At 72.5% G+C, this 23,614-nt stretch carries 28 protein-coding genes; 16 read left to right on the forward strand and 12 right to left on the reverse strand.

Annotated features, from left to right (window positions below):
- Window positions 1-14 precede the first annotated feature (14 nt).
- Window positions 15-1,046 carry a saccharopine dehydrogenase family protein gene (locus tag NE235_RS01625; protein ID WP_252798844.1) on the reverse strand — a complete coding sequence of 344 codons (1,032 nt, stop codon included), beginning with the start codon at window positions 1,044-1,046 and terminating at the stop codon, window positions 15-17.
- A gap of 109 nt (window positions 1,047-1,155) precedes the next feature.
- Between NE235_RS01625 and NE235_RS01630 the strand changes: the two genes are divergently transcribed.
- A complete protein-coding gene (locus NE235_RS01630) occupies window positions 1,156-2,109 on the forward strand; it encodes a helix-turn-helix domain-containing protein (protein WP_252798845.1) in 954 nt (317 codons plus the stop codon).
- 23 nt (window positions 2,110-2,132) lie between these two features.
- Here the strand turns inward: NE235_RS01630 and map are convergent, their stop codons facing one another.
- Window positions 2,133-2,951 carry a type I methionyl aminopeptidase gene (map, locus tag NE235_RS01635; RefSeq protein ID WP_252798846.1) on the reverse strand — a complete coding sequence of 273 codons (819 nt, stop codon included), beginning with the start codon at window positions 2,949-2,951 and terminating at the stop codon, window positions 2,133-2,135.
- 89 nt (window positions 2,952-3,040) lie between these two features.
- Here map and NE235_RS01640 point away from each other — a divergent pair, with 89 nt between their 5' ends.
- Complete coding sequence (locus tag NE235_RS01640; protein ID WP_252798847.1) at window positions 3,041-3,310, forward strand: helix-turn-helix domain-containing protein; 270 nt, start codon at window positions 3,041-3,043, stop codon at window positions 3,308-3,310.
- 116 nt (window positions 3,311-3,426) lie between these two features.
- On the opposite strand, the gene NE235_RS01645 is transcribed toward NE235_RS01640, so the two are convergent.
- Complete coding sequence (locus NE235_RS01645; protein WP_252798848.1) at window positions 3,427-4,371, reverse strand: alpha/beta fold hydrolase; 945 nt, start codon at window positions 4,369-4,371, stop codon at window positions 3,427-3,429.
- 150 nt (window positions 4,372-4,521) lie between these two features.
- On the opposite strand from NE235_RS01645, the gene NE235_RS01650 reads away from it, so the two are divergent.
- From NE235_RS01650 to NE235_RS01660, 3 genes are all read left to right on the forward strand, one after another.
- On the forward strand, window positions 4,522-5,151 hold the full coding sequence (locus NE235_RS01650; protein WP_252798849.1) for a TetR/AcrR family transcriptional regulator: 630 nt from the start codon (window positions 4,522-4,524) through the stop codon (window positions 5,149-5,151).
- The gene (locus tag NE235_RS01655) at window positions 5,148-5,942 is read left to right on the forward strand and encodes an ATP-grasp domain-containing protein (RefSeq protein WP_252798850.1); all 795 of its coding nucleotides are present in this window, start codon (window positions 5,148-5,150) and stop codon (window positions 5,940-5,942) included. The genes NE235_RS01650 and NE235_RS01655 overlap by 4 nt, the downstream gene beginning before the upstream one ends.
- 118 nt (window positions 5,943-6,060) lie before the next feature.
- A complete protein-coding gene (locus NE235_RS01660) occupies window positions 6,061-6,624 on the forward strand; it encodes a dihydrofolate reductase family protein (RefSeq protein ID WP_252798851.1) in 564 nt (187 codons plus the stop codon).
- Window positions 6,625-6,846: 222 nt separating this feature from the next.
- Here the strand turns inward: NE235_RS01660 and NE235_RS01665 are convergent, their stop codons facing one another.
- The 3 genes from NE235_RS01665 to NE235_RS01675 form a co-directional block, all read right to left on the reverse strand.
- The gene (locus tag NE235_RS01665) at window positions 6,847-7,422 is read right to left on the reverse strand and encodes an AAA family ATPase (protein WP_252798852.1); all 576 of its coding nucleotides are present in this window, start codon (window positions 7,420-7,422) and stop codon (window positions 6,847-6,849) included.
- Window positions 7,423-7,660: 238 nt separating this feature from the next.
- The gene (locus NE235_RS01670) at window positions 7,661-7,846 is read right to left on the reverse strand and encodes a DUF397 domain-containing protein (protein WP_252798853.1); all 186 of its coding nucleotides are present in this window, start codon (window positions 7,844-7,846) and stop codon (window positions 7,661-7,663) included.
- The gene (locus NE235_RS01675) at window positions 7,843-8,697 is read right to left on the reverse strand and encodes a helix-turn-helix domain-containing protein (RefSeq protein WP_252798854.1); all 855 of its coding nucleotides are present in this window, start codon (window positions 8,695-8,697) and stop codon (window positions 7,843-7,845) included. Before NE235_RS01675 ends, NE235_RS01670 begins: the two co-directional genes overlap by 4 nt.
- Window positions 8,698-8,856: 159 nt before the next feature.
- Here NE235_RS01675 and NE235_RS01680 point away from each other — a divergent pair, with 159 nt between their 5' ends.
- From NE235_RS01680 to NE235_RS01695, 4 genes are all read left to right on the forward strand, one after another.
- On the forward strand, window positions 8,857-9,108 hold the full coding sequence (locus tag NE235_RS01680; RefSeq protein ID WP_252798855.1) for a hypothetical protein: 252 nt from the start codon (window positions 8,857-8,859) through the stop codon (window positions 9,106-9,108).
- Complete coding sequence (locus NE235_RS01685; RefSeq protein WP_252798856.1) at window positions 9,105-9,521, forward strand: ATP-binding protein; 417 nt, start codon at window positions 9,105-9,107, stop codon at window positions 9,519-9,521. Before NE235_RS01680 ends, NE235_RS01685 begins: the two co-directional genes overlap by 4 nt.
- Before the next feature lie 127 nt (window positions 9,522-9,648).
- Window positions 9,649-10,842 carry a YncE family protein gene (locus NE235_RS01690; protein WP_252798857.1) on the forward strand — a complete coding sequence of 398 codons (1,194 nt, stop codon included), beginning with the start codon at window positions 9,649-9,651 and terminating at the stop codon, window positions 10,840-10,842.
- Window positions 10,843-10,909: 67 nt separating this feature from the next.
- Window positions 10,910-12,043: a PucR family transcriptional regulator gene (locus NE235_RS01695; protein ID WP_252798858.1), complete on the forward strand. Its 1,134-nt coding sequence runs from the start codon at window positions 10,910-10,912 to the stop codon at window positions 12,041-12,043.
- Window positions 12,044-12,149: 106 nt separating this feature from the next.
- Here NE235_RS01695 and NE235_RS01700 read toward each other — a convergent pair whose 3' ends face one another.
- Entirely contained in the window at window positions 12,150-12,755 is a 606-nt protein-coding gene (locus NE235_RS01700) for a YdeI/OmpD-associated family protein (protein WP_252798859.1), read from the reverse strand.
- 169 nt (window positions 12,756-12,924) lie between these two features.
- The gene (locus NE235_RS01705) at window positions 12,925-13,374 is read right to left on the reverse strand and encodes a carboxymuconolactone decarboxylase family protein (RefSeq protein ID WP_252798860.1); all 450 of its coding nucleotides are present in this window, start codon (window positions 13,372-13,374) and stop codon (window positions 12,925-12,927) included.
- Between the two features lie 175 nt (window positions 13,375-13,549).
- Between NE235_RS01705 and NE235_RS01710 the strand changes: the two genes are divergently transcribed.
- The gene (locus NE235_RS01710) at window positions 13,550-14,515 is read left to right on the forward strand and encodes a helix-turn-helix transcriptional regulator (RefSeq protein WP_252798861.1); all 966 of its coding nucleotides are present in this window, start codon (window positions 13,550-13,552) and stop codon (window positions 14,513-14,515) included.
- Window positions 14,516-14,593: 78 nt separating this feature from the next.
- On the opposite strand, the gene NE235_RS01715 is transcribed toward NE235_RS01710, so the two are convergent.
- Window positions 14,594-15,466: a helix-turn-helix transcriptional regulator gene (locus tag NE235_RS01715; RefSeq protein WP_252798862.1), complete on the reverse strand. Its 873-nt coding sequence runs from the start codon at window positions 15,464-15,466 to the stop codon at window positions 14,594-14,596.
- 153 nt (window positions 15,467-15,619) lie between these two features.
- On the opposite strand from NE235_RS01715, the gene NE235_RS01720 reads away from it, so the two are divergent.
- Window positions 15,620-16,381, forward strand: a complete 762-nt coding sequence (locus tag NE235_RS01720; RefSeq protein ID WP_252798863.1) for an SDR family oxidoreductase — start codon at window positions 15,620-15,622, stop codon at window positions 16,379-16,381.
- A 24-nt stretch (window positions 16,382-16,405) separates the two neighbouring features.
- Here NE235_RS01720 and NE235_RS01725 read toward each other — a convergent pair whose 3' ends face one another.
- On the reverse strand, window positions 16,406-17,290 hold the full coding sequence (locus NE235_RS01725) for an SDR family NAD(P)-dependent oxidoreductase (protein WP_252798864.1): 885 nt from the start codon (window positions 17,288-17,290) through the stop codon (window positions 16,406-16,408).
- 100 nt (window positions 17,291-17,390) lie between these two features.
- Here NE235_RS01725 and NE235_RS01730 point away from each other — a divergent pair, with 100 nt between their 5' ends.
- A complete protein-coding gene (locus tag NE235_RS01730) occupies window positions 17,391-17,957 on the forward strand; it encodes a TetR/AcrR family transcriptional regulator (RefSeq protein WP_252798865.1) in 567 nt (188 codons plus the stop codon).
- Window positions 17,958-17,984: 27 nt separating this feature from the next.
- Here NE235_RS01730 and NE235_RS01735 read toward each other — a convergent pair whose 3' ends face one another.
- Window positions 17,985-18,752 (reverse strand): SDR family NAD(P)-dependent oxidoreductase, encoded by a 768-nt coding sequence (locus NE235_RS01735; protein ID WP_252798866.1) that lies wholly within the window; start codon window positions 18,750-18,752, stop codon window positions 17,985-17,987.
- 56 nt (window positions 18,753-18,808) lie between these two features.
- Between NE235_RS01735 and NE235_RS01740 the strand changes: the two genes are divergently transcribed.
- Entirely contained in the window at window positions 18,809-20,122 is a 1,314-nt protein-coding gene (locus tag NE235_RS01740; protein WP_252798867.1) for an SLC13 family permease, read from the forward strand.
- 6 nt (window positions 20,123-20,128) lie between these two features.
- Window positions 20,129-20,629: a universal stress protein gene (locus NE235_RS01745; protein ID WP_252798868.1), complete on the forward strand. Its 501-nt coding sequence runs from the start codon at window positions 20,129-20,131 to the stop codon at window positions 20,627-20,629.
- Window positions 20,630-20,633: 4 nt separating this feature from the next.
- Here the strand turns inward: NE235_RS01745 and NE235_RS01750 are convergent, their stop codons facing one another.
- Window positions 20,634-21,362: a DedA family protein gene (locus tag NE235_RS01750; RefSeq protein ID WP_252798869.1), complete on the reverse strand. Its 729-nt coding sequence runs from the start codon at window positions 21,360-21,362 to the stop codon at window positions 20,634-20,636.
- A gap of 173 nt (window positions 21,363-21,535) precedes the next feature.
- Between NE235_RS01750 and NE235_RS01755 the strand changes: the two genes are divergently transcribed.
- Together NE235_RS01755 and NE235_RS01760 are read left to right on the forward strand one after the other, a co-directional pair.
- Window positions 21,536-23,005 carry an AlkA N-terminal domain-containing protein gene (locus NE235_RS01755; RefSeq protein WP_252798870.1) on the forward strand — a complete coding sequence of 490 codons (1,470 nt, stop codon included), beginning with the start codon at window positions 21,536-21,538 and terminating at the stop codon, window positions 23,003-23,005.
- 27 nt (window positions 23,006-23,032) lie between these two features.
- Complete coding sequence (locus tag NE235_RS01760) at window positions 23,033-23,584, forward strand: methylated-DNA--[protein]-cysteine S-methyltransferase (protein WP_252798871.1); 552 nt, start codon at window positions 23,033-23,035, stop codon at window positions 23,582-23,584.
- Window positions 23,585-23,614: the final 30 nt, after the last annotated feature.

Consider the following 23,614-nt stretch of genomic DNA (forward strand, 5'->3'; position numbering starts at 1 on the left):
GGCGGCCCGCCGGCTTACGCGCGCAGGTCCAGGGAGATGTGGGGGGACAGGGCGCGCAGGAACTCGGGCGCGTCGAAGATCTCGCCGGCGGAGGCGACACCGGTCGCCCTGGTCCGTCCCGTGAGGATCCGGTCGACGGCCTCGACGACGAGGGGCGCGGTGACGGCGTAGATGTCGCGGCCTCGTGCCACGGCGCGCCGTTCCCGGCCGCCGGAGCGTACGACGACGTCGACGAGGAAGGTCTGCGCGGATCGTCCCTGCTCGTCGACCGCGGCGGGTGCGGGCGTGTCGGGGTCGGCGATGTCCTTGGCGGCCTCGACGGTCATGTAGGTGCGCACGTCGGGGATGGGCAGGTGGCTGGGGATGGTGACGACGTCGGCCATGGAGAACTCCCCGATGACGGCGCGGGGGCCCATCGGGCCGGGGAAGGGCCATTCCAGGGTGGGCGGGTCGTCGTGGCGGTACTCCAGCCGCCCGCCTGCGTAACGGACGCGACGGCCGTCGCGCCGCCGCCGGGAGACGGTGCCGGAGGCGCGCGTCCCGGCGGTGGGGTGCCAGCCGCTCAGCCCGTAGGCGATGTGGGCCTCGTCGGCCGTCGTCCAGTCGCCCATCGCGGCGGTGGCCAGCAGGTCACCGAGGCCGCCGTAGAAGGCCATCGCGGGGACGATCACGGCTCCGGCGGCGCGGGCGCGGTCGGTGAAGTGCGCGAAGGTGTCGGCGTTGGCCTCGATCTCGGCCGCCACGTCGACGTAGGGGATTGCGGCGCGCAGGGCCGCCTCGATCACGGGTGCGGCCGTGTCGGCGAACGGCCCGGCGCAGTTGATGACGGCCGCCGCGCCGGCCAGGGCGCGGTCGAGGGAGGCGGGGTCGCCGACCGACGCGGGGCGGTACTCCAGTCCGTCCTCCGCTTCGGCCAGTGTCTTCAGCTGGAGGGCGTCGCGGCCGGACAGAACCGGGACGAACCCGCGTTCCCGTAGCCGCGTCACCACGAATCGCCCGGTGTGCCCGTACGCGCCGAACACCGTCACCGTGGGCCCTGCTCCCATGATCTCTCCCGTACGCGGATGGTCCTTTGTGGTCTGGTGTGGACATCCTGGCGGGGACGGGCGTCTCCCCACGAGTGTCCGGAACGCCATCACCCGTACAATTCCGGACATGCATAGGGTTGCGCTGGCCGTCACCGATGGGATGCTGCACTTCGAGCTGTCCCTGGCGTACGAGGTGTTCGGGAACGGCCCTGCCGGCCTGGCCGGTTCCTGGTACGACTTCGTCGTCTGCGGGCCGGGCGCCGTGCGGGCGGGGCGGTTCCGGGTGGAGCCCGACGAGGGGCTGGACCGGCTCCCGCACGCCGACACCGTGATCGTCCCGGGCTGGGCGGACGTCGATGAGGACCCGCCCGCCGCCCTGGTGGAGGCGGTGCGCGCGGCGCATGAGGCCGGCGCGCGGGTGGCGTCCCTGTGCACGGGCGCGTTCGTGCTGGCCGCCGCCGGGCTGCTGGACGGGCGGCGCGCGACGACGCACTGGACGCACACCGATGTCCTGGCCGCCCGCCATCCGCGGGTGGAGGTGGATCCGGACGTTCTGTACGTGGACAACGGCAGCGTGCTGACCTCGGCGGGGAAGGCCGCCGCGATGGACCTGTGCCTGCACCTGGTCCGCCGCGACCACGGTTCGTCGGTCGCGAACGCGGTGGCCCGGCGGCTGGTCGTGCCGCCGCACCGGGACGGCGGGCAGGCCCAGTTCGTCACCGCCCCGGTGCCGGCGCCGGACGGTCACCCCCTGGGCGAGTTGTTCCCCTGGGTGATCGAGCGGCTGGATCAGCCGCTGACCGTGGAGGACCTGGCGCGCCGGGCGCGGATGAGCGCGCGGAACCTGGGCCGTCAGTTCCGGGCGGTGACCGGTACGACGCCGCTGCAGTGGCTGCTCACGCAGCGGATCCGCTACGCCCAGGAACTGTTGGAGACCACCGATGACAGTGTCGAGGCGATCGCGGCGGCCACCGGCATGGGCACCGCCACGACGCTGCGCCGGCACTTCAACCGCACGGTCGGCGTGCCTCCGGACACCTACCGCCGCACCTTCCGCGCGCGGCCCGGCACCGGCCCGTGAGGATCAGCAGGCCGGCTGAATGATCAGGCGTTCTCCGTGGCCTGCGCGGTTCCGGTCCGCGTCGCCGGGTTCTCCGCTTCGCGCCGGGTGAGCACCAGCGGGGCGTCCTCGGTGATGGCGATCGTGTGCTCGGAGTGGGCGGTGCGTGAGCCGTCGGCCGACCGGATGGTCCAGCCGTCGGGGTCGTAGACGATCCGGTCGGTGGTGCGCGCCAGCCAGGGTTCGAGTGCGAGGGTCAGTCCCGGCTGGAGCTTCATGCCGCGGCCGGCCCGGCCCTTGTTGGGGACGTGGAGCTCCTCGTGCATGGTGCGGCCGATGCCGTGGCCGCCGAACTCGGTGTTGACCGGGTATCCGTAGTCGGCGGCCACCGCCCCGATGGTCGCGGAGATGTCACCGAGGCGGTTGCCCGGGCGTGCCACCTGGATCGCGGCCTCCAGTGCATCCTCGGTGGCGCGGATGAGCCGCAGGTCCTCCTCGGCGGGGGTGCCGACGATGATCGTGCGCGCCGAGTCGGCCGCCCAGCCGTCGATGGTCACCGCGAGGTCGGCGCTGAGGACGTCCCCGTCGCGCAGAATGTAGTCGTGCGGCAGGCCGTGCAGGACGGCGTCGTTGACGGACAGGCAGATGACGTTGCGGAACGGGCCGCGCCCGAAGGACGGCGCGTAGTCCCAGTAGCACGACTCCGCCCCACGCCGTTTGATCATGCCGCGCACGTGGTGTTCCAGGTCCAGGAGGTTGACCCCCACGTCGGCGAGCCGGCCGACCTCGGTGAGGACCTCGGCGACGAAACGCCCGGTCACATGCATGCGTTCGATCTCCGCAGGCGTCTTCAGGTCGATCACGGTTACCTCGCGTCACAGAGTTTCCGGTATAGTAATACCGGAAACTCTAACACTTGCCGGTATAGTAATACCAGCCCTATCCTGGGGGCATGGTCCGCCAACCGCTCACCCCGGAGCAGATCGAAGCCGGCAGACGTCTCGGCGCCCTGCTGCGCCACGCGCGAGCGGGACGCGACCTGGCGGAGGTCGCGCACGCGGCCGGCATCTCACCGGAGACCCTGCGCAAGATCGAGACGGGACGGCTGCCGTCCCCCGGATTCGGCACGATCGTCTGCCTCGGCGAGGCGCTCAACGTGCCGGTCGAGGAGCTGGCGGCCACCTGGCGCGGCAGCGACCTGCCGCTGGAGGTCGTCTCGTAGCGACGGCCGCCCGTCCCGGGCGTACCGTCCGGACCGCTCCGCTCGCCGGGGCCTCGACGCGGACCCGCCTCACCTCCGCCTGACACGCGGGAGCGGCCCCCGGTCCGCGTCCACCCCTAGGAGTGATCGCGGTACGGGGCCAGGAAGGCGGTCAGCGCCGTCAGCATCGCCTCGGGGGCCTCTTCGGGGGGATAGTGACCGCAGCCGGGAATGACCAGGCTCGTCACGTCGTCGGCGGCGAGCCTCATGGTGTCGCCGACGAGCTCGCCGGAGTTCTCCGCTCCCGCGATCGTCAGGACGGGCAGGGTGAGCCGTCGTGTCCCGCGCCGCCGGTTCTGGGCGATGGTCGTGTCGAGCGCGCGGTAGCACGCGAAGCTGGCACGCAGCGCCTCCGGGTCCGACGCGAGGACGTCGACGTAGTGCCTGACGGCGTGGTCGGGCAGCCTCCGCGCGGCCTTGGCGGCGAACTGGTGGCCGAAGTAGAGATCCTCCCGTCCCCTGACGAGTTGTTCGTTCACCTCGGCGAGGCGGTTGAAGGCGAAGTGCCAGAGCCGGTCGTTGGCCTCCGCGCCGCCGAACAGCGACGGTGACGGGGACAATCCCGGGATCACGGCCTCGGCGACGGCCAGACGGTCGAGCCGGTCCGGGTGATCGGCGGCCACGGCGTAGGCGGTCCACATCCCGATGTCGTGGCCGACCATGGCGAACCGCCGGTGCCCGAGCCCGGCCATCAGCGCCACCATGTCGGCGGCGAGGGTGCCGGTGTCGTATCCGTCCACGGGTTTGTCCGACAGCCCGACTCCGCGCGGGTCGACCGCGACGACCCGGAAGTCCCGGGCCAGCGCCGGCATCAGGAGGCGCCAGGCGTACCAGGTCTGCGGCCAGCCGGCCAGGAGCAGCAGGGCGGGCCCTTCGCCTCCGGTGACCGCGTGCAGGCGCAGCTCCCCGGTGTCGACGTACCGGCTGGTGAACACGTCCCTGAAGCCGGGCGGAAGGCCCGGCGCCCGGAAGGCGGAACCGGGGCCGTCGGGCGCGGGCAGATGGGTCGCGGACGAGCTCATGGGGGTCCCTTTCACCATCGCCCTCCCCGGGCCGGGGAGGCGGAGCCGTTACGCTAGACCATCTTGTACTGATCGGTCAAAGATTCCTGTACCGACCAGTCCAAGAAGGGGATAGGATCCACCACGCCCACATGAGGCGGGAGGTGCGAGATGTCCGGCCGCAAGCAGTTCGACGTCGGCACGGCGCTGGAGCAGGCGATGCGCGTGTTCTGGCAGCGCGGGTACGCGGACGCCTCGCTGGACGCCCTGGGCATCGCCACCGGCCTGGGCCGCGGCTCGCTCTACAACACCTTCGGCGGCAAGGACGCGCTCTTCCGCCAGTGCCTCGACCGCTACGCCGAAACCTACGGCACCCGGTACGAGCAGGCGCTCACGGGACACCCCGGTGACCCGGTACGCGCGGTCGAGGCGTTCTTCGACGTCGTCCTGGCCCGCATCGCCGATCCGTCGGTCCCCTCGGGCTGCCTCATCGCCCAGTCCGCCGCGCAGGCGCCGATGCTCGACGAGGGCAGCGGCGCCTGCGTGCGCGCCCTGCTCGACGCCCAGCGCCGGCGAGTACGCGCGGCACTGGCGGACTCCCCGGCCGCCCCCGGCGTGCTCGACGACCTGGCCACGTTCGTCGTCGCCGTCAACCAGTCGCTGGCCGTGCTCAGCCGCGCCGGCACCCCGGACCCCGAACTGCGCGCCGTGGCACGGCTCGCCTGCACGACCGTGGCGGACACCCTCGCCCATGCGGCGGCCGGGCACGACCGGCCGGCCACGTCAGGCGACGCCGGATGAGCACCCGCCGGTCGTTCCTACTGCCGCCGCGCGCGACCACCACGGCCCGGCTCCTGGCGGAGGCCGCCGCGTGGCGGGGGATGGACGTGCGCACCCTGCCCGGTCCTCCGATCCCGGCCGCCCTCAAAGGGCGCGCCCACCTGTACGGCGGCGAGCGCTTCGCCGACGCGGTGGCGTCCGCGCTGGACACGGCGCTGCTGGACCCGCCTCCGGATCTGCTCGCGGCCCTGCCGCCGTACTTCACCGGCCGGCACGTCGAGCTGACCACTCTGGGGCGGGCCCGGCGGCACCGCGTCCCCCGGTTCGTCAAGCCGGCCGCCGGCAAGTCGTTCCCCGCCGCGGTGCGCCCGGACGGCACCGCTCTGCCCGCGGGACTTCCCGCCGACCTGCCCGTGCTGTCCGCCGAGCCGGTCGCCTTCGCCGAGGAGTACCGGCTCCACGTCCTGGACGGCCGGGTGCGCGCCGCGAGCCGCTACGCGGTCGCCGGAATGCTCGACAGCGCACCGCTGCCGCCGGGCCACCCCGCGCTCGGCTTCGGCGCCGAACTGCTGGACCACCTGGCCGACGGGGTCCCCAGCGCCGTGGTCATCGACATCGGGACCCTCGTCGGCAGCGGCCGGTTCGCCGTCGTCGAGGCCAACGAGGCCTGGTTCAGCAACGCCTACGCCGCGGACGCCGGCCGCGTCCTGGACGTCGTCCTGCGGGCCGCCGGACCCGCCCGCGACCTACGCGCCGCCGACCGGCCCTTCGTACGATCCTCCGCCCGGCCCCGGACCGGCCGCGGCTCATGAGCCGGCCCGGCCGGGCGGTACGCCGGCCGTACCGCCCGGCCGGACGTGCGCGAACCGCGATGAGTTTCGCGGCGTCCGGCGGTCGTACCGTCGAACCCGTTACGGAGGAGGACTCTTCATGCGCAGCGTGACCTTTTCGATGAGCGTCTCACTCGACGGCTACATCGTCGGGCCGGACGGCGGCTTCGACTGGACGGCGCCCGACGAGGAGGTCTTCCGCTTCGCCATCGACGAGATACGCGGGGTCGGCGTCCACCTGATGGGACGACGGTTGTACGAGACGATGCTGTACTGGGAGACCGCCGACCAGGATCCATCGCTCGACGACTCGATGCTCGAGTGGACCGCGCTCTGGAAGCCGCTCCCGAAGGTGGTGTTCTCCTCCACGCTGCCGGCCGTGCAGGGCAATGCCCGCCTCGCCGCCGGCGGCCTGGCGGAGGAGATCGAGCGGCTGCGAGCCGAACCGGGGACGGGCGACATCGCGATCGGTGGCGCGACCCTCGCCGCCGAGGCGGCCGCGCTGGGCCTGATCGACGAGTACCGGGTCAGGGTCTACCCGGTGCTGGTCGGCGGGGGCATACCGTTCTTCCCACAGCACGAGCGCCGGGTGGATCTCGAACTCGTCGAGACCCGTACCTTCAGCTCAAAGGTCATCTACCTCCGCTACCGCGTGGCCCGCTAGGGCGGGGGCAACCAGCACGCGCAGCCGCTGAATCATATGGCTCGCCGCGGTCCCGGAATCAATGGCCGATCGGTCGAACTTCACATACCGGGTGACCGTGCCGGACATGTTCCGGGATCGGACCCTCGCAGGGCGTAGCAGTGGCCGGACTGCGGATTCCGGATGGAGGCGCTCTGCGGGCCGCTGCCGTCAGGGCTCCTGGGTCGGCGGGCCGCGGACCGCTCAGGAGGGTCTGCGGGCATCCCGGACCACCCCTCGGGCGAAGGCGACGATCTCCGGGATGCCCGGACGATAGCCGTCACCGGTGTCCACGGTCAGCGTGGGAACCTCCAGGGAGATCGGGACGAAGGAATCGATGGAGCGCCGCCCGCCGGCGATCGCCGCGAGGAGCTCGCGGTCTCCATGCGCGGACCGATGGGGATCGGCGTCGACGCGCCGGGCGATCCGGTCGTGGGCGGTGGCGGCCGCGGTGGTGCAGCGGATGACGCGAATGTCGGCGAGCCCGGCGAGGGGTTCCAGTCTCGGGCGCCAGACCCGGTCCTGGAAGGCCGCCTCGGCGACCACGGTCACCCCGCCCGTCAGCAAGGTCCTCAGCACGTCGAAGAACACGACGGAGGCCGGCAGGTTGAGCGGGTCGTCCCCGGACGGGTCGTATCCCGGAGCGGCCAGCACCATGCCCTGCTTGATCTCGTCACGGACGACCGCGGGGCAACCCAGCTCCCGGGCGAGCCGATGCGCCAGAGTGGTCTTCCCGGTCCCGGGCGCTCCGCTCACCACGGTCAGAGTCGGTTCGGTCATACCGCATCGTCGCATCCGCACCCTCCGGCGGGCGCTGGAACGCGGCGCGGCAGAGGACATCCCGGGCGATCCACGACCGGCGCGTGGAGACTCGCCTGGCCGGACCTCGAACCGTGCGTCCGTGCCGTCGATACGGCCACTCCGACGCCGTCAGTGACACGCCAAACCCGGCGAACCGGTCATCGACCTGGCAACACCGGCGGCTAAGGCACCCGCCTGCGAGGTCACGACGCCGTGATCACTGGCGGGTGCTACTGCCGCGTGGCCAGGCCGGCCACGCGGCAACCTCGACACACTCACCTTCGTCACCACCGCTGCGGCTGCTCTTCCGCCACACACCGGCGACCTCGACACAACTGCCCTCGTTGCCGCCGCTGTGAGGGCTCTTGCGCCATGTGGCGTTCGTCGGCTCAGGAGTGCTCATAATGCGGACGCTAGCCGTTCGATTAGCTCTAGAGAAGCGTCTTGCTCCATTGAAACGTCCAGAAGCAGAGAGAAGATTTCCTCGTGTAGGGCGATCTCCGCCTCGTCCTCGATGAAGAGACTCTTGGTGAACTGATCAACGACTGACACCGTGAGGCATCCGGGAGGCCGCAGAGACAGCAGATGGAACGGCCCAGCCATCCAGAGATGGGCGGAAGCGGAGTTCGGCAGCACATGCAGAGCCACCTGACCGGCTCGCGCGGCCTCAGCAAGACGGCACAGCTGAGCCCGCATAAGGCCACGCCCTCCCACCGGGTGGTGAAGCACTGATTCGCTTATGACGGTTAAGTAACGAGGCGGATTTGGTCGCGCCAGAACCTCCTGCCGCGCTAGGCGGAAAGCCACTAGCGCCCTGGTATTGCGCGGTGGCCGGGTCGGCCCCACCGCCATGAGTGCTCGCGAATATTCAGGGGTCTGCAGGAGGCCGGGCACCAGGGACGGCTGAAACGTACGAATGAGTTCCGCATCCTCCTCAAGGCTGGCGAGGTCCAGGGCGGCGGCGGAGATTCGGCCCTCTCGTACGCGCACCCAGTTTCTGCTGGGGTCGCGGGTGGCGAGGTGGAGGAGGGACTCGCGGAGGGGGCCGGCGGGGACTCCGTAGAAGTCCAGCAGGTCGGCGAGCTCCTGGGGGTCGATGGAGTGCAGGCCGTTCTCCAGGGTGCTGAGCCAGCTCTTGGAGCGGCCATAGCGGCGGCAGGCGGTGTCGATGGTCAGCCCGCTGTCCTCGCGGGCCTTGCGCAGCGCCGAGCCGATGCGGCGCAGGCGTACGGACGGGACGTTCCGGGAGGGCATGCGCCCACCATGTCACTCACGGTGTTCCTCTGTATGCGGAACGCGCTGGGGAGAATGTTCGCCCGGTGAAAGTTCGTCCCAGGTCAGTGGATGTTGCGGCATGCCGCGGCCGGTGGTGACCGTAAGTGTCCGACACGAGAAGGGAGCCTTCGGGTGCAGATGTCGAACACACGGTACGCGCTACTGGTCCGGCTGGCGTGGGAGCTGCGCGGCACCCCCGTGACGTCGCTGCTGGTCGTACCCGGGCGCGGTGAGGCGGTGCTGTGGGTGCTGGGCCGGGGCGGCCGCAAGGAGGCGGTGCTGGCGGTGCCGCGGCCGGACCGGTGGCGGCTGCTGTGGCGCGGCACCGAGCTGGACGCCGCGTCGGTGCCGGAGGCGGCCCGGCGGATCGCGGCGGCGGTCGCGGCGTGACCGAGGTGGGGGAGGCGACCGAGGGGCCGGTCGTGCTGGGCCAGATCACGCTGCCGGGGCGGCGGCGGTCCGTCGCGTACGCCCGCGCGTTCCTGCGGGACCTGCTGCCCTGCGGCCATCCGGTCCTGGACGACCTGGTCACGGTGGGCAGCGAGACGGTCTGCAACGCCGTCGCGCACACCGCGTCGGGGGGCCAGGGAGGGCGGGTGATGGTGGTGCTGCTCGCCGACCGGGGCGCGTACCGGCTGGAGGTCACCGACGACGGCGCCGGCGGGGCGCGCCCGCGGCTCGAAGCGGAGGGCGGCGGGGAGAGCGGGCGCGGGATGCGGATCGTCGACGCGCTGGCGCGGCGGTGGGGCTACCGGGAGGACGGGGACCGTACGGTCGTCTGGGCCGAGTTCCCCGGCGGGTGAGCCGGTTGTCGATGGGCGACATCGGGGCCTCGCGACGTTGGCGGCGGCGATCTGTGCGGGGGCGCGCCTCGTACTCAGACTTAGGCGCACTCCCGTTTCGGGCGACGGCGGTTCGTGAGGAGACGAGATGTCCGGCAGGAGAGTCAAAGCCCTGGTGGTCTGCGCGGCGACGGCCGCGGCACTGTCCGTTCCGGCGGGTTCGGCCGGTGCGGCCGGGCTGCGGGACGTGTTGTTGGTCGGCAACAGCCAGTCCGGCAGTGTCAGCTTCATCGACGGGCGCACGTACCAGAATCTCGGGTCGTTCAACGTGATCGGGGATCTGCAGCAGCGGCTCGACGAGATGGACCCGATCCAGCGGGCCGGGTACGAGACGGTCAAGGGCATCGAGGGTGGTGACCGGTTCGTCGACGACGTGCAGCTGTCCCCGGACGGCAGGACGCTGTACGTGTCGCGCGGCAACCTCGACGACGCGGCGGCGTTCGACCTGGTGTCGGGGCGGCAGCTGTGGCACACCCGGCTGGACGGCTTCCACGCCGACCACGCGGCGCTGTCCCCGGACGGCAGGAGGTACGTCATCTCCGCGACGACGGCGCAGGTCGCCGAGGTGCTGGACACCGCGACCGGGGCGGTGACCGGCAGGTTCGGCACGGGGACGTACCCGCATCAGAACGACTACACCGCCGACGGGAAGTACATCTACAACTCCAGCATCGGGGTGACGTCGCTGCCGCAGGCGCTGGAGCTGCTCAAGGGGAGTTTCCGGCTGACGAAGGTCGACGCGGCCACGCTCAAGGTCGTCAAGACCTGGAACCTCCCGCACGGCATCCGGCCGAACCTCATCGCGCCGGACGGCAACACCTTCTACGCCCAGCAGTCCTACCTGAACGGCTTCATCAAGTACGACCTGGCGCGGTCGAAGACCGTCGCGACGGTCACGATGCCCTACAGCGCGCACGGTAAGGCGCTGAAGCCGGACGACTACCCGCAGAACTCCGCGCACCACGGCCTGGCGCTGTCCGGTGACGGCGCGAAGCTGTGCGACGTGGGAACGATCGACGACTACACCGCGATCGTCGACACCGCGGACCTGTCGACGAAGGGGTTCGTGAACTACCCGACGGACAGCCTGCCGTACTGGGGGACCAGCAGCGTCGACGGCACACGCTGCTTCGTGTCGCTGAGCAAGGCGAACGCCGTGTCGGTGGTGGACTACGCGACGGCGACGGAGGTCGCGCGGGTGCCGGTCGGGACGTTCCCGCAGCGGGAGCGGATCGGGCAGGCGGCGCCGGAGGCGATCGCGGCCCTCACGCCGGCGGGCTGATCGGTCCACACTGGGCGGCACGGGAGATCTTCTCTCGTGCCGCCCAGCGCCGTACCGGGAGACGACGATGACCGAACGCGCCGTGCTCCGCCGCCTCATGGAGAAGATGCGCGCCGACCCGCGGACGCTGGAGGCGGTCGTGGCGGCGGCCCGCGCGCAGTCCCCGCCGATCGCGGCGCTGCCGGTGCAGGAGGTCCGGCGGCACATCGCGGCGCTGCTGGCGGTGGTGTCGGCGGCGTTCATCGACGAGTCGGGGCTGAACGAGGACGACGCGCGGGTCGCGGACCGGCTGGCCACCGACCGGGCGCTGCAGGGGGTGCCGCTGGCGGCGCTGCTGGACGGGTTCCAGGCGGCGCGCTCGCATGTGATGACGCGGCTGCTGAACGAGGCCCGGTCGGCGGGGGTGTCCCTCGACGGGCTGATCGATGAGCTCATGGAGCTCGACGCGTACGCGAACGGGCTGCAGAACCGGCTGATCCACGCGTTCCGGGAGACGGAGCTGAGCCTGGCGCACTCCGCGCACGCCGCGCGGGTGCAGGCGCTGCGGGACCTGCTGGGCGGCGGGCCGGTGTCGTGTGCCGTCGACGCGGGCCTGGACGTGCGGCGGCGTTACCACTGCCTGCTCACCGATGTCGGCGATCCGCGGGAGGCGCGGCGGGTCGAGGCCGCGCTGGGCCTGGCCGACGGGGTGTCAGGGCTGGTGGACGGGCGGTTGTGCGCGGTGACGACCCGGCCGCCGGGTGCCGCCGCGACGCTCGTGGTGGCCGGGCCGGCGGTACGGCCGGGGGAGCTGGCCGAGGTGTACCGGCTGGGCCGCAGCGCGCTGGCCTCGGCGCGGCGGCGGGGGCTGGAGGGGGTGTGGGAGCTGACGGCGCTGGCGGTTCCGGTGGCGCTGGACGCCCACCCGGCGCTGGGTGACCTGCTGGCCCGTGAGCAGCTGGCCGGTCTGGATCCGGAGGACGGGTTCCACCGGCTGCTGGCGGAGACGGCCGTGGTGTACCTGGACCATGGGGGCCGCGCCGACCAGACCGCCGCCGCGTTGCATGTGCATCCGAACACGGTCAAGCACCGGCTGCGCCGCCTGGCGGCGCTGACGGGCTTCGCCGATCCGGTCCCGCCGGGGGAGGCCCTCACCGGCGCGCTGCGGTGGCGGTGGGCGCTGCAGGCGTGGCTCGGCCGGTTCCCGGAGCCGCGGGGCTGAGGCCCGGCGGCCGGGATGTGCCGGATGAACTACCGGCCCCCATCTCCCCGGCCCACGGCGAGAACGTCGGCTTCTTCGGCGTCAGCACCGAGGAGTGGGCCCGCATTCAACTGCCGAGGGCGCGCTTTTGCGGGTGGATCGTCTCGCCGCGGGCGAGCATGTCAACGAACTGGGTGATACGGCGGGCTCGGGTCTCGGCGCGTTTGGCGTTCGCGATCCGGAAGAGAACGGCGTAGCGGTTCTGGGAGGTGAGGATGTCGAACATCGCTTGTGCCTGGGGGTTCGCGGCCAATGCGGCGGCCAGGTCGGCTGGTACTTCGATGTCGGCTTGTCCCGCGTAGGCCGTGTCCCAGCGGCCGTCGGCCTTGGCGCGTTCGACCTCGGTCATTCCGGCCGGATGCATCCGGCCCTCGCTGATCAGACGGGTGACGATGGAAACGTTCCGCGCTGACCAGGGACTTCTCCCTCCGCGAGGGGTGAAGCGCTGGCAGAAGGTGATCTCATCCCGCCGTCGTAGCCGGCTATCGATCCAGCCGTGGCACAGGGCTTCGTCGAGTGCCTGGTCATAGGTCAGGCTGGTGGGCCGGGTCGTGTTCTTCTTGGCGAGGACCAGCCACACCCCTGCCGAGCTGTCGTGGTGCCTGCTGAGCCACTCCCGCCAGGCTTGGGCATCGGTGACGGTCAGTTCCGGTAGTTCGTCGCTCATCGTCATGTACCCCTGATGATCATTGGAGGATGGTCGTCGGCGGTCACCCGAAGGGGGGAGCCCAGGGCGGGGACCTGCCGGAAGTGGCGCGGGATCGGTCAGCGGTGGAGCCGGCCGACCACGTCCTTCGTCACGTCGCCCCCGCGGCCTCTGGACGAATGACGCCCGCCCGCTTTCACCAGGTCTTGCCGGCCTGCTCCCGGATCGTGTGGTTGATCCGGTTGAAGAAGTTGGTGATTGCGATGTTCAGGATGATCGCGGACATCTGGGTCTCGTCGAAGTAGGTGGCGGCGGCGTCCCAGATCTCGTCGGTCACGCCCGGCGCGCCGTCCTGGATCCGGGTGGCGGCCTCGGCCAGCGCGAGCGCCGCCCGCTCCTCCTCGGTGAAGAACGGGGTCTCGCGCCAGGTGACCACGCTGTGCAGCCGCTCCTCGGTCTCTCCGAGCTTCTTCGCCGACTGGACGCCGGCGAACACACACGGGCTGCAGCCGTTGATCTGGCTGGCCCGCAGATGGACCAACTCGAGCACGAGCGGGTCGACGCCCCCGGCGTGAATCGCCTTGTGGAGATGCTGGATCCCTGTGATCAGGTCCGGACTCGCCAGGCTCTTCATGCGTGCTTCCATGGGTCCTGCTCCTCGTCGGTCACGTGCGCCCACCCAGGCCCGTCATCTAACGCGCCTTGGTGGAGGTCATCGTCGTGGTGATGGACTCTTCGGCCGAGGAGTTCTCGGCCGCGCCGGCGACGTTACGGTATGACCCGGTCAGAAACGGTCCTGGTCATCGAGCAGACTGTCAGCCGTGGTCAACACCTCGGCGCGGCTGCTGCGTCTGCTGTCTTTGCTGTCGACGCGGCGGTCCTGGACGTGCGCTGAGCTTTCCGCCCAGCTGGATGTCACCGAACGGACGGTGCGCCGGGACATCGCCCGGCTTCGTGAACTCGGCTACGGCATCGAATCGGAGATGGGCCCATGGGGCGGCTACCACCTCGGGTCCGGAACCAGCATTCCGCCGCTGATCCTCGACGAGGAGGAGGCCCTCGCGGTCGCTGTCGGGCTGCGCACCGCCGCCTTCAGCGGAGTCTCCGGCAGCGATCAGGCAGCCCTGTCGGCGCTGCTGAAACTTCGCCAGGTGCTGCCGGCCAGGATCGCCGACCGGCTCGGCGAGCTGGACGCCGCGTTCACCCACACCGTACGACCCGACGACGGCCAGATCTCCCCCGCGCTGCTGCTCGACCTGGCCACCGCGTGCCGGCGAGGCGAACGCACCCGGTTGACCTACCGCGACGGGGCCGGAACGACGTCCACCCGCCGAGTGGACCCCTACCGGCTCATCTACACCGGCCGCCGCTGGTATCTCCTCGCCTACGACCTGACGCGGCAGGACTGGCGCACCTTCCGTACCGATCGCATCATCGATGCCACGGCCACCGGGCAGGCCACTGCCCTGCCCGACCCGCCAGATCCGGCACAGATGGTCGGCACGGGCATCGCGCTGAGGCCCTACCCGGTGCGGGTGACCGTCCGCCTGGCCGTACCGGCCGATGAGGCCCGTAGGCTGGTACCCCCCACGGTCGGCGTCCACCACCCGGACGGCGATGACGCCACGATCATCGACATCGGCGGGCCGGACGCCGACGGCCTGGCCCGCTACCTGCTCAGCCTCGGCCGGCCACTCCGGATCCTGCACCCAGAGGAGGTCCGCCAGGCGTTCCTCACCCGCACACGGCAACTCCTCGAGGACAACCGAACACCCGCCGATGGCTGACACGGCCACCATGAGGCATCACCGCGTCGTCCTCGGCCGGACCGAGACGACGGGGAAGACGGATGCCGAGATCCCGCGTCAGCGCGGGCCGGCGATGTCCGTTGGTTCTTCGGCCAGGGCGACCGGGGCCCCGAGGTGGGCGGTCTCGGCCATGGAGGCGAGGAGGCGTAGCTTCTCATCGCTCTCGCTGCCCTGGTCGGCGTAGTAGAGGACCAGGAGCAGGTCGTCCACGGGGAGCTTGTCCCGGTGCAGGTGCAGCTCGCCGACGACGGGGTGGTTCACGGTGGTGGTGCCGCCGTCGAGGCCGCGGACGTCGTGGCGTGCCCACAGAGTACGGAACCGCTCGCTGGACAGGGCGAGCTCGCCGACCAGTTCCACGAACCGCGGGTCGTCGATGTCGTCGCCGATGGACTTGCGGAAGGCGGCGATGAAGCCTTCCGCGGAGCGTGCCCAGTCCTGGTGGAACGCCTGCTCCTCCGGGTCGAGGAGCAACGATCGGAGCCGGTTGTAGCCGGGCTGGAGGCGCGGGGAGAGCGCGACCGCGAGCCGGTTGGAGGCGAGTACGTCGAACGCGCGTCCTTCCACGAACGCGGGGACCTGCACGCTCGCCAGGAGCTGGTGCAGCCGTGCGGGCACGCGTTCGGGCCTGCGGCGCCGCGGTGGTCTCGGGCGCGCGGCGGCCAGGCCGAGGAGGTACTCCTGCTCGAGTTCGTCGAGGCGCAGGACCCGCGCGAGGGATTCGAGGACCTGTGGTGAGGGGTTCTTGTCGCGGCCGCGTTCCAGCCGCAGGTAGTAGTCGGCGCTGATGCCCGCGAGCATGGCGACCTCTTCGCGGCGGAGCCCGGGGACACGGCGATTCGCGCCCGCCGGGAGCCCGGCCTGCTCCGGGGTGACCAGTGCCCGCCGGGCGCGGAGGTAGTCGCCGAGCGGGTTGGCGCGGTCGTCGCTCATGTTCCGCAGCGTAGTTCAGGGTTCCCGTGGCTGAGGGGGCCCTGACAGGACCCGGGAAGGCGGGGGTACTGCCTCCGGCCGGAGATCGGGCGAACACTGAGGGCGTCACCCTGACTGAGGGCGTCACCCACAGGAATTCACCAGGAGTCAGCAGTGGACATCACCGATCGCACCGTCTTCATCGCCGGCGCCACCTCGGGAATCGGCCGGGAACTCGCCCGCCGCTTCGCCGCGGCCGGCAGCGCCGTCATCGTCGGCGGCAGGCGGACCGACCTGCTCGACGAGCTCGCGGCCGAGGGGTTCGCCACCGTTCCCATCGACGTGACCGACCAGGGCAGCGTCGACCGCGCCCGCGACACGATCCTGCGGGACCACCCGGGCCTCGACACGGTCGTGACGATGTCCGGGACCGGGGTCCCCGAGGACCTGCGTGATCCCGCGCACTTCAGCGCCGCGCAGGAGACGATCGACACCAATCTCCTCGGTACCATCCGCGTCATCGACGCGTTCACCCCGCACCTGATCGGGCGCGGCGCCGGCACGATCATCACGGTCTCCTCGGGCATCGGATTCCTGCCGTTCCCGCTCATGCCGACCTACGCCGCCTCCAAGGCCGCCGTGCACGCCTACTCCGAGGCGCTGCGCGCGCAACTGGACGGCACCGGCGTCGAGGTGTCCGAACTCGTTCCCCCGGCCGTCGCCACCACGCCGGAGCAGGCGAAGCTCAACCCGCGCGCGCTCGACCTGGGCGAGTTCGCCACCGAGGTGATGGACCTGCTCCGGGCCGATCCCACTCCGCGGGAGATCCTCGTCAAGGGTGTGCTGATGCACCGGTGGGCCGAGCGCGACGGCACCTACGACGAGCTGGTCGCCCAGCGGTCGCAGGCGCTCGCGAGCCTCCCGGGCCGTCGGTAGGCGGGCCGTCCGCTCCGGTCGTGCTCAGTGCCGGGCGAGCGGGTCCAGGTGGCGGGCCGTGGCGTCGTCGGCCGTCGTCGACTCGCTCAGGTGACGCCGGCGCTCGTCCTCGGCCAGCAGGTCACGGCCGGCCCGTGTGGCGTAGGCGTAGGCGTCCGGGCCGACGAGCAGCCGCAGCGGCGGCTCCTCCAGCGCGACGACCTCGAGCACCAGCCGCGCGACCTTGGCGGGGTCACTGGCCATGGTGACCCGCCCGTCACCGTGCATGGCGGCCATGCGGCCCACGGTCTCGGCGTACTCGGGACGGATCGGGTCGATCCGCATCGACGACCCGGCCCAGTCGGTGCGCATGCCGCCCGGTTCCAGGACGGTCACCTTGATGCCGAGGGGCGCGACCTCGCCGGCGAGCACCGACGAGAAGCCGCCGACGGCCCACTTGGCGGTCTGGTAGGCGCCCAGGCCCGGGGTGGCCAGCCGGCCGCCGACGGAGGAGACCTGGATGATGTGCCCGGCGCGCTGCTCCCGCATCAGCGGGAGCGCCGCGCGGGTCAGCCGGACGACGCCGAACAGGTTGGTGTCGACCTGGGCGCGGAAGTCGTCGAAGTCGGCGTCCTCGATCGAGGCGACGTTGGCGTAGCCGGCGTTGTTGACCAGGACGTCCAGCCGGCCGTACCGGTCGGCGGCGGTGGCCACCGCGGCCTCGGCGGCCCGGTCATCGGTGACGTCGAGGGGGACGACGGTGAGCCGCTCGCCGTGCTCGGCGGCGAGGTCGTCCAGCGCGGACGTCTGCCGGGCTCCGGCGACGACGCGGTGCCCGGCGGTGAGGGCGGCGCGTACGATCTCGCGGCCGAGGCCACGTGAGGCCCCGCTGACGAGGAAGACGAGGGACGGAACAGAGGACGAGGACATCAGGTCTCCCGACAAAGCGAACTAACTAACCGTTTGATTAGTTACAGCCAAGCCCGCTCCGGCGCGCTTGTCAACTAAACGTTCAGTTAGGATGGCGCTCGTGGGAAGCAGAGACGCGGAGGCCACCCGGAGACGATTGCTGAAGGCGGCCCGGGAGGAGTTCGCGGCCTACGGCATCGCGGGCGGGCGGGTCGAGCGGATCGCGGCCGCCGCCCAGAGCAACAAGGCGCAGATCTACCACTACTTCGGCAGCAAGGACGGGCTGTTCGACGCCGTCTTCGACGCCATGTGCCGGGAGACCGTCGACGCGGTGCCGATCGACGCGGAGAACCTCCCGGAGTACGCGGGCCGGCTGTTCGACTCCTACGAGCGGCGCCCGTGGGTGCAGCGGATCGCCACCTGGTACCGGCTCGAGCGCGCCGGCACCGGTGACCTGCTGTCCGTCGTGCTGGCGAGCAACGAGGCCAAGGTCCAGGCCGTCGCCGACGCGCAGGCCAGGGGAGTGCTGCCGGCGCACTTCCCGGCGGACGTGCTGCTCGGGCTGGTCATCCACCTGTCGGGTTTCTGGAGCTCCAACGTGCCCGAGTTCGACGCGGTCGTCGCCGGCCACTCGACCGCGGCCCGGCGGCAGGTCGTCGTCGACGCGGTCGCCGCCCTCCTGTCCTGACCCCGGCCGCCGCGCCGCGTACGCCCGTCAGTGGGCGGAGAAGCCGCCGTCGACGAAGAGGGCCTGGCCGGTGACGTAGGCGGACGCGGCGCTCGCGAGGAACACCGCCGCGCCGGCGAAGTCGCCCGGCAGGCCGTTACGGCCGATGAGGGTGCGCTCGGCCATCGCCTCCTGCCGGTCGGCGGGGACATGGGTGACCAGCGGCGTGACGACGAAACCGGGCACCAGCGCGTTGACGCACACGCCGTGGGGAGACCACGCCTCGGCCTGGGAGCGGGTCAGCGCGACCAGCCCGCCCTTGGACGCACCGTAGGCGCCGCTGTTGGCGAAGGCGCGGAAGGACTGCTGGGAGGCGATGTTGATGATCCGGCCATGTCCCCGGCGTGCCATCCCCGGCCCGAACCTGCGGCCCAGCAGGTACGGCGCGTCGAGGTTCACGGCGATCGTCGCGTCCCAGGCCGCCTCGTCGAGCTCGTCCATCGGAGGCCGCAGGTTGATCCCCGCGCAGTTGACGAGGATGTCGGGCTCGCCGAACGGCGCGACCGCCTCGTCCGCCGCCCGGCGCACCTCGGCGCGCTCGGCCAGGTCGGCCGTGACGTACGCGGCGGGGCGGCCGTGGGCCTCCAGCTCGGCGGCGGTGTCGCGGAGTCCGGGCTCGCGGCGGGCGATGAGAACGACCCGCGCGCCGGCGCGGCTCAGGGCGGTGGCGATGGCGTGGCCGATGCCCGAGCTGCCGCCGGTGACCAACGCGACACGGCCGTCGAGGGAGAACAGGTCCTCCAGGTAGGTCGTCACGGGGCGCAACGCTACCGGGCCCTGGCCGGACCCGGTGATCACCAGGTGAGATGCTGGTGGCCTGCGGAGACGGTTCCGGTGCGGGCCGTGCCGTTCGTCTTCGGGAGGCCGCGCTGCATACCGTCGTCGCCGAGACCCTCGCGGTCGTCCTGCTGCTGGCGGTGCTGGTGTTCGCCGTCGCCCGGCCGCGCGGGCTACCGGAGGCCGTGGCGGCGGTGCCCGCCGCCGGGGCGGCGATCGCCGTGGGCGCGGTGTCCCCGGCGCAGGCGTGGGCGCAGACGCGCACGCTGCTGCCGGTGATCGGGTTCCTGGCGGCCGTGCTGGCGCTGGCGCAGCTGTGCGACGACGAGGGGTTGTTCACGGCGGCCGGGGACCTGGTGGCGCGCGCCTGCCACGGGCGGCCGGTGCGGCTGCTGGCCGGGGTGTTCGCCGTCGCGTCACTGGTCACGGCGGTGCTGAGCCTGGACGCCACGGTCGTGCTGCTGACGCCGGTGGTGTTCGCGACCGCCGCGCGGGTCGGGGTACGGCCCCGCCCGTACGTGTACGCCTGCACCCACCTGGCCAATTCCGCGTCGCTGCTGCTGCCGGTGTCGAACCTGACGAACCTGCTGGCGTTCGCGGCCAGCGGGCTGTCGTTCGCGCGGTTCGCCGGGTTGATGGCGGTGCCGTGGCTGGTGGTCATCGCGGTGGAGTACGCGGTGCTGCGCTGGTTCTTCCGCGCCGATCTGGCCGTCGCCGCGGGCCGGGAGCGGCCGGTCGGGCGGCCGCGCGTGCCGGTGTTCACGGTCGTGGTGCTGGGCCTGACGCTGGCGGGGTTCGTGGTGACCTCCTTCGCGGAGGTGAACCCGGCGTGGGCGGCGCTGGGCGGCGCGCTGGTGCTGGCGGCCCGGGCACTGCGGCGGCGGCGGACCACCGTCCGCGAGGTGGTGACGTCGGCCGGTCCGCTGTTCTGCCTGTTCGTGCTGGCGCTGGGCGTGGTCGTCAAGGCGGTGGTGGTGAACGGCCTGGACCATGTGGCCGGCCGGGTCCTGCCGCACGGGTCGGGCCTGCTCGCGCTGCTGGCGGTGGCCGCCCTGGCGGCGCTGCTGGCCAACCTGATCAACAATCTGCCCGCCGTGCTGGCCCTGCTGCCGCTGGTGGCCGCCGAGGGGCCGGGGCCGGTGCTCGCGGTGCTGATCGGCGTGAACCTCGGGCCGAACCTCACGTACGTCGGTTCCCTCGCGACGTTGCTGTGGCGGCGGATTCTGCGCGAGCACAACGCCGAGCCGGGGCTGGGGGAGTTCACCCGGCTGGGCCTGGTGACCGTCCCGGCCACGCTGGTGGCCGCGACCGTGGCACTGTGGGGAGTGCTGGCGACGATCGGAGGGTGATCGGGCGTGAAGGTGATCGTCTGGGTCGCGGAGGGCACCTGGGAGGCCGCCGTCGACGCCGCCCGGGACCTGGCGCCCGCCGGGGCCGGCCTGACGCTACTGCACGTGACGGACGAGAAGGTCGCCGCGACCGCCCACCACGCCTACACCGGCCTGCTCGGACGGGGCCGCCGCGATCGCGACCCCGGCGTCCGGCTCGAGGCGCTCTCGCAGGCCGCCGCGGCCGACCTGCTGGAGGCCGCCGCCGCGCGGCTCGGCCGGGACGCGGCCCGGCAGCCCCGGCGGGGCCGCCTCGAACACGAGGTCGTACGGGCCGCGGAGGACGCCGACCTGCTCATCTGCGCCCGCGACGGCGCCCGCGACCGGCTCGGACCGCGCAGCCTCGCCCCGCCGACGCGGTTCGTCGTCGACCACGCGCCCTGCCGGGTGCTGCTGGTGTGGCCCGAGCCGCCACCGGGCCTGGACTCCCTGCCGCCTCATCCTCCAGCGCCTCCGGCGCCGCGCTGAGGGATCAGCGGTCCGCGGCGGCCTCCGCGCGGTCCGCCGGCTCGGCGGCCGGAGCGGACCCGGCGGCGCGGCGGCCGCGCAGGCCGCGGACGACCAGCACACCGGCGACCAGGGCGATCGAGGCCCACGTGCCGTAGTGGGAGATCGCCTTGGCGACGTCGACGGCGTCCTGGCCGAGGAAGTAGCCCAGGCCGATGAGCATGCCGATCCACAGCAGCGCGGCGACCGTGTCGAGCAGCACGAACGTCACCAGGCGCATCCCCGTCCAGCCCGCCATGACGAACAGCAGCGCGGTCGGGACGGGTAGGTAGTAGGCGATGACGACGCCGATCCAGCCGAGCCGGTGACCGAGGCGCTCGGCCCGCGCGATCATCCGGTCGCCCCGGCCGCCCTGCCCGGCCACGAGCGTGAGCATGCCGCGCCCCCACCTGCGGCCCGCCCACCAGAAGAACGGGTCGAACATGATCATGCCGGGGACGGCGGCGGCCACCGCGAGGACCAGGGGCGCCTCGCCGACGCGGGCGAACGCCCCCGCGGTGACGATCGAGGTCATGCTGCCGGTGAGCAGCTCCAGCAGCACCGGGTTCCGGCCGATGAGCACCGGGCGCAGCGGGATGAGGGCCAGGGCGTACAGGCCGCTCAACGCGATCCCGGCCCAGCAGATGAGGTCGGCGCGCCCGGGCCGCCCGGTCCAGGGCAGGGCGGGGCGCGGGCGTGCCCCCGTGGTCGGCATCCTCAGATGGTAGTCGGCGCCCGGGGAGATCCCCGCGTGCGCGCAACCCCCTCATCAGATCGTTGATGGTGAGGTCCCCGTGCTGCGGCCGCCGGCGTCCGGACCCGGGCGGCCGCACGATGATGTCGCAATTCTGCGAGCGCGACGCGCTGCGCACCGGGGATGCTTGTCGCATGCATGAGGACGTGGAGCGCTGCGTACGGGCCGTGCAGTCCAAGGACGCCCGATTCGACGGATGGTTCTTCACCGCGGTGCTGACCACCGGCATCTACTGCCGGCCCAGTTGCCCGGTGGTGCCGCCCAAGCCGCAGAACATGCGGTTCTTCCCCAGCGCCGCGGCCGCCCAGCAGGCCGGATTCCGGGCGTGCAAGCGGTGCCGCCCGGACGCCAGCCCCGGCTCCCCGCAGTGGAACGAACGCGCGGACCTGGTCGCCCGCGCGATGCGGCTCATCGCTGACGGCGTGATCGACCGGGAGGGCGTGCCGGGCCTGGCCGCCCGGCTCGGCTACAGCACCCGCCAGGTCGAACGCCAGCTGCGCGCCGAACTCGGTGCTGGCCCGCTCGCGCTCGCCCGCGCGCAGCGCGCCCAGACCGCCCGCCTGCTGATCGAGACGAGTTCGCTGCCGATGAGCGATGTGGCGTTCGCCTCCGGCTTCGCCAGCGTCCGCGCGTTCAACGACACGGTGCGGCAGGTGTTCGCGATGTCCCCCACCGAACTGCGCGACCGTGTCTCCCGCGGGCATCCCGCCGCCGCGTCCGGGGCCCTGTCGGTCCGGCTGCCGTTCCGCGCGCCGCTGTGCCCGGACAACCTGTTCGGTCACCTGGCGGCGACCGGGGTGCCCGGCGTCGAGGAGTGGCGCGACGGCGCGTACCGCCGCACCCTGCGCCTGCCCCACGGGCACGGCGTCGTCGCGCTGCGGCCCACCCCGGACCACATCGCCTGCCGGCTGCACCTGGCCGACCTGCGGGATCTGTCCATCGCGATCAGCCGGTGCCGGTGGCTGCTGGACCTGGACGCCGACCCGGTCGCCGTCGACGACCTGCTGCGCGCCGACCCGGTGCTGGCCCCGCACGTGGACAAGGAACCCGGCCGCCGGGTGCCGCGCACCGTCGACCCGGCCGAGTTCGCCGTACGCGCCGTCCTCGGCCAGCAGGTGTCGACCGCGGCGGCCCGTACGCACGCGGCCCGGCTGGTCACCGCCCACGGCGAACCCGTCGACGACCCCGAGGGCGGCCTGACCCACCTGTTCCCCGGCGCGGACGCGCTCGCGAGCCTGGACCCCGAGACGCTGGCGTTTCCCCGCGCCCGCCGTACGACGCTGACCACGCTGATCGGCGCGCTGGCCGGCGGGGAGATCGACCTGGGCATCGGCAGCGACTGGGGACGGGCCCGCGCGCTGCTGGCGGAGCTGCCCGGGCTGGGACCCTGGACCGTCGAGACCATCGCGATGCGTGCCCTCGGTGACCCGGACGCCTTCACCCCGACCGACCTGGGAGTGCGCGGGGCGGCGCGCGCGCTCGGCCTGCCGGCGACCCCCGCGGCCCTGACCCGGCACGCCGCCGCCTGGCGCCCCTGGCGGGCGTACGCGGTGCAGTACCTGTGGGCGACCGGTGAGCACGCCGTCAACCGGATGCCCGCCTGAGCTGAGACCTGACCTGAGAGGAGCTCGATGTCCCCCCGCGTCCACACGGTGATGGACAGTCCGGTCGGCCCGCTGACCCTCGTCGCGGCCGGCGGCGCGCTGACCGGCCTGTACATGGACCGGCAGCGGTACCGGCCGGAGCAGCACACCTTCGGCGAGCGCGACCCCGCGCCGTTCGGGGCGGCGATCGGCCAGCTGGAGGAGTACTTCGCCGGCCGGCGCACCGTCTTCGACCTGCCGCTCGCGCCGGCCGGCACGGCGTTCCAGCGGCGGGTGTGGGCGGCGCTGCGGGAGATCCCCTTCGGGGGAACCGTCTCGTACGGGGAACTGGCCGAGCGGATCGGCCGGCCCACCGCCGCCCGCGCCGTCGGGCTGGCCAACGGCAAGAACCCCATCGGCATCATCCTGCCGTGCCACCGCGTCGTCGGCTCCACCGGCGACCTCACCGGCTACGGCGGCGGCCTGCACCGCAAACGGCACCTGCTGGCCTTCGAACGGCGCGCCGGCGCCGCGCCGATGGCGCCGCTGCCCGTCCCGGACGCAGCCCTTGACCAACGACCGAACGGCCAAGGGCGCTAGCGAGCCGGTGCGGGCGTAAGTTACCGCCGC

Origin of the sequence: Actinoallomurus spadix, from assembly GCF_024055725.1 — a bacterium.
GTDB classification, from domain to species: Bacteria; Actinomycetota; Actinomycetes; order Streptosporangiales; family Streptosporangiaceae; genus Actinoallomurus; species Actinoallomurus spadix.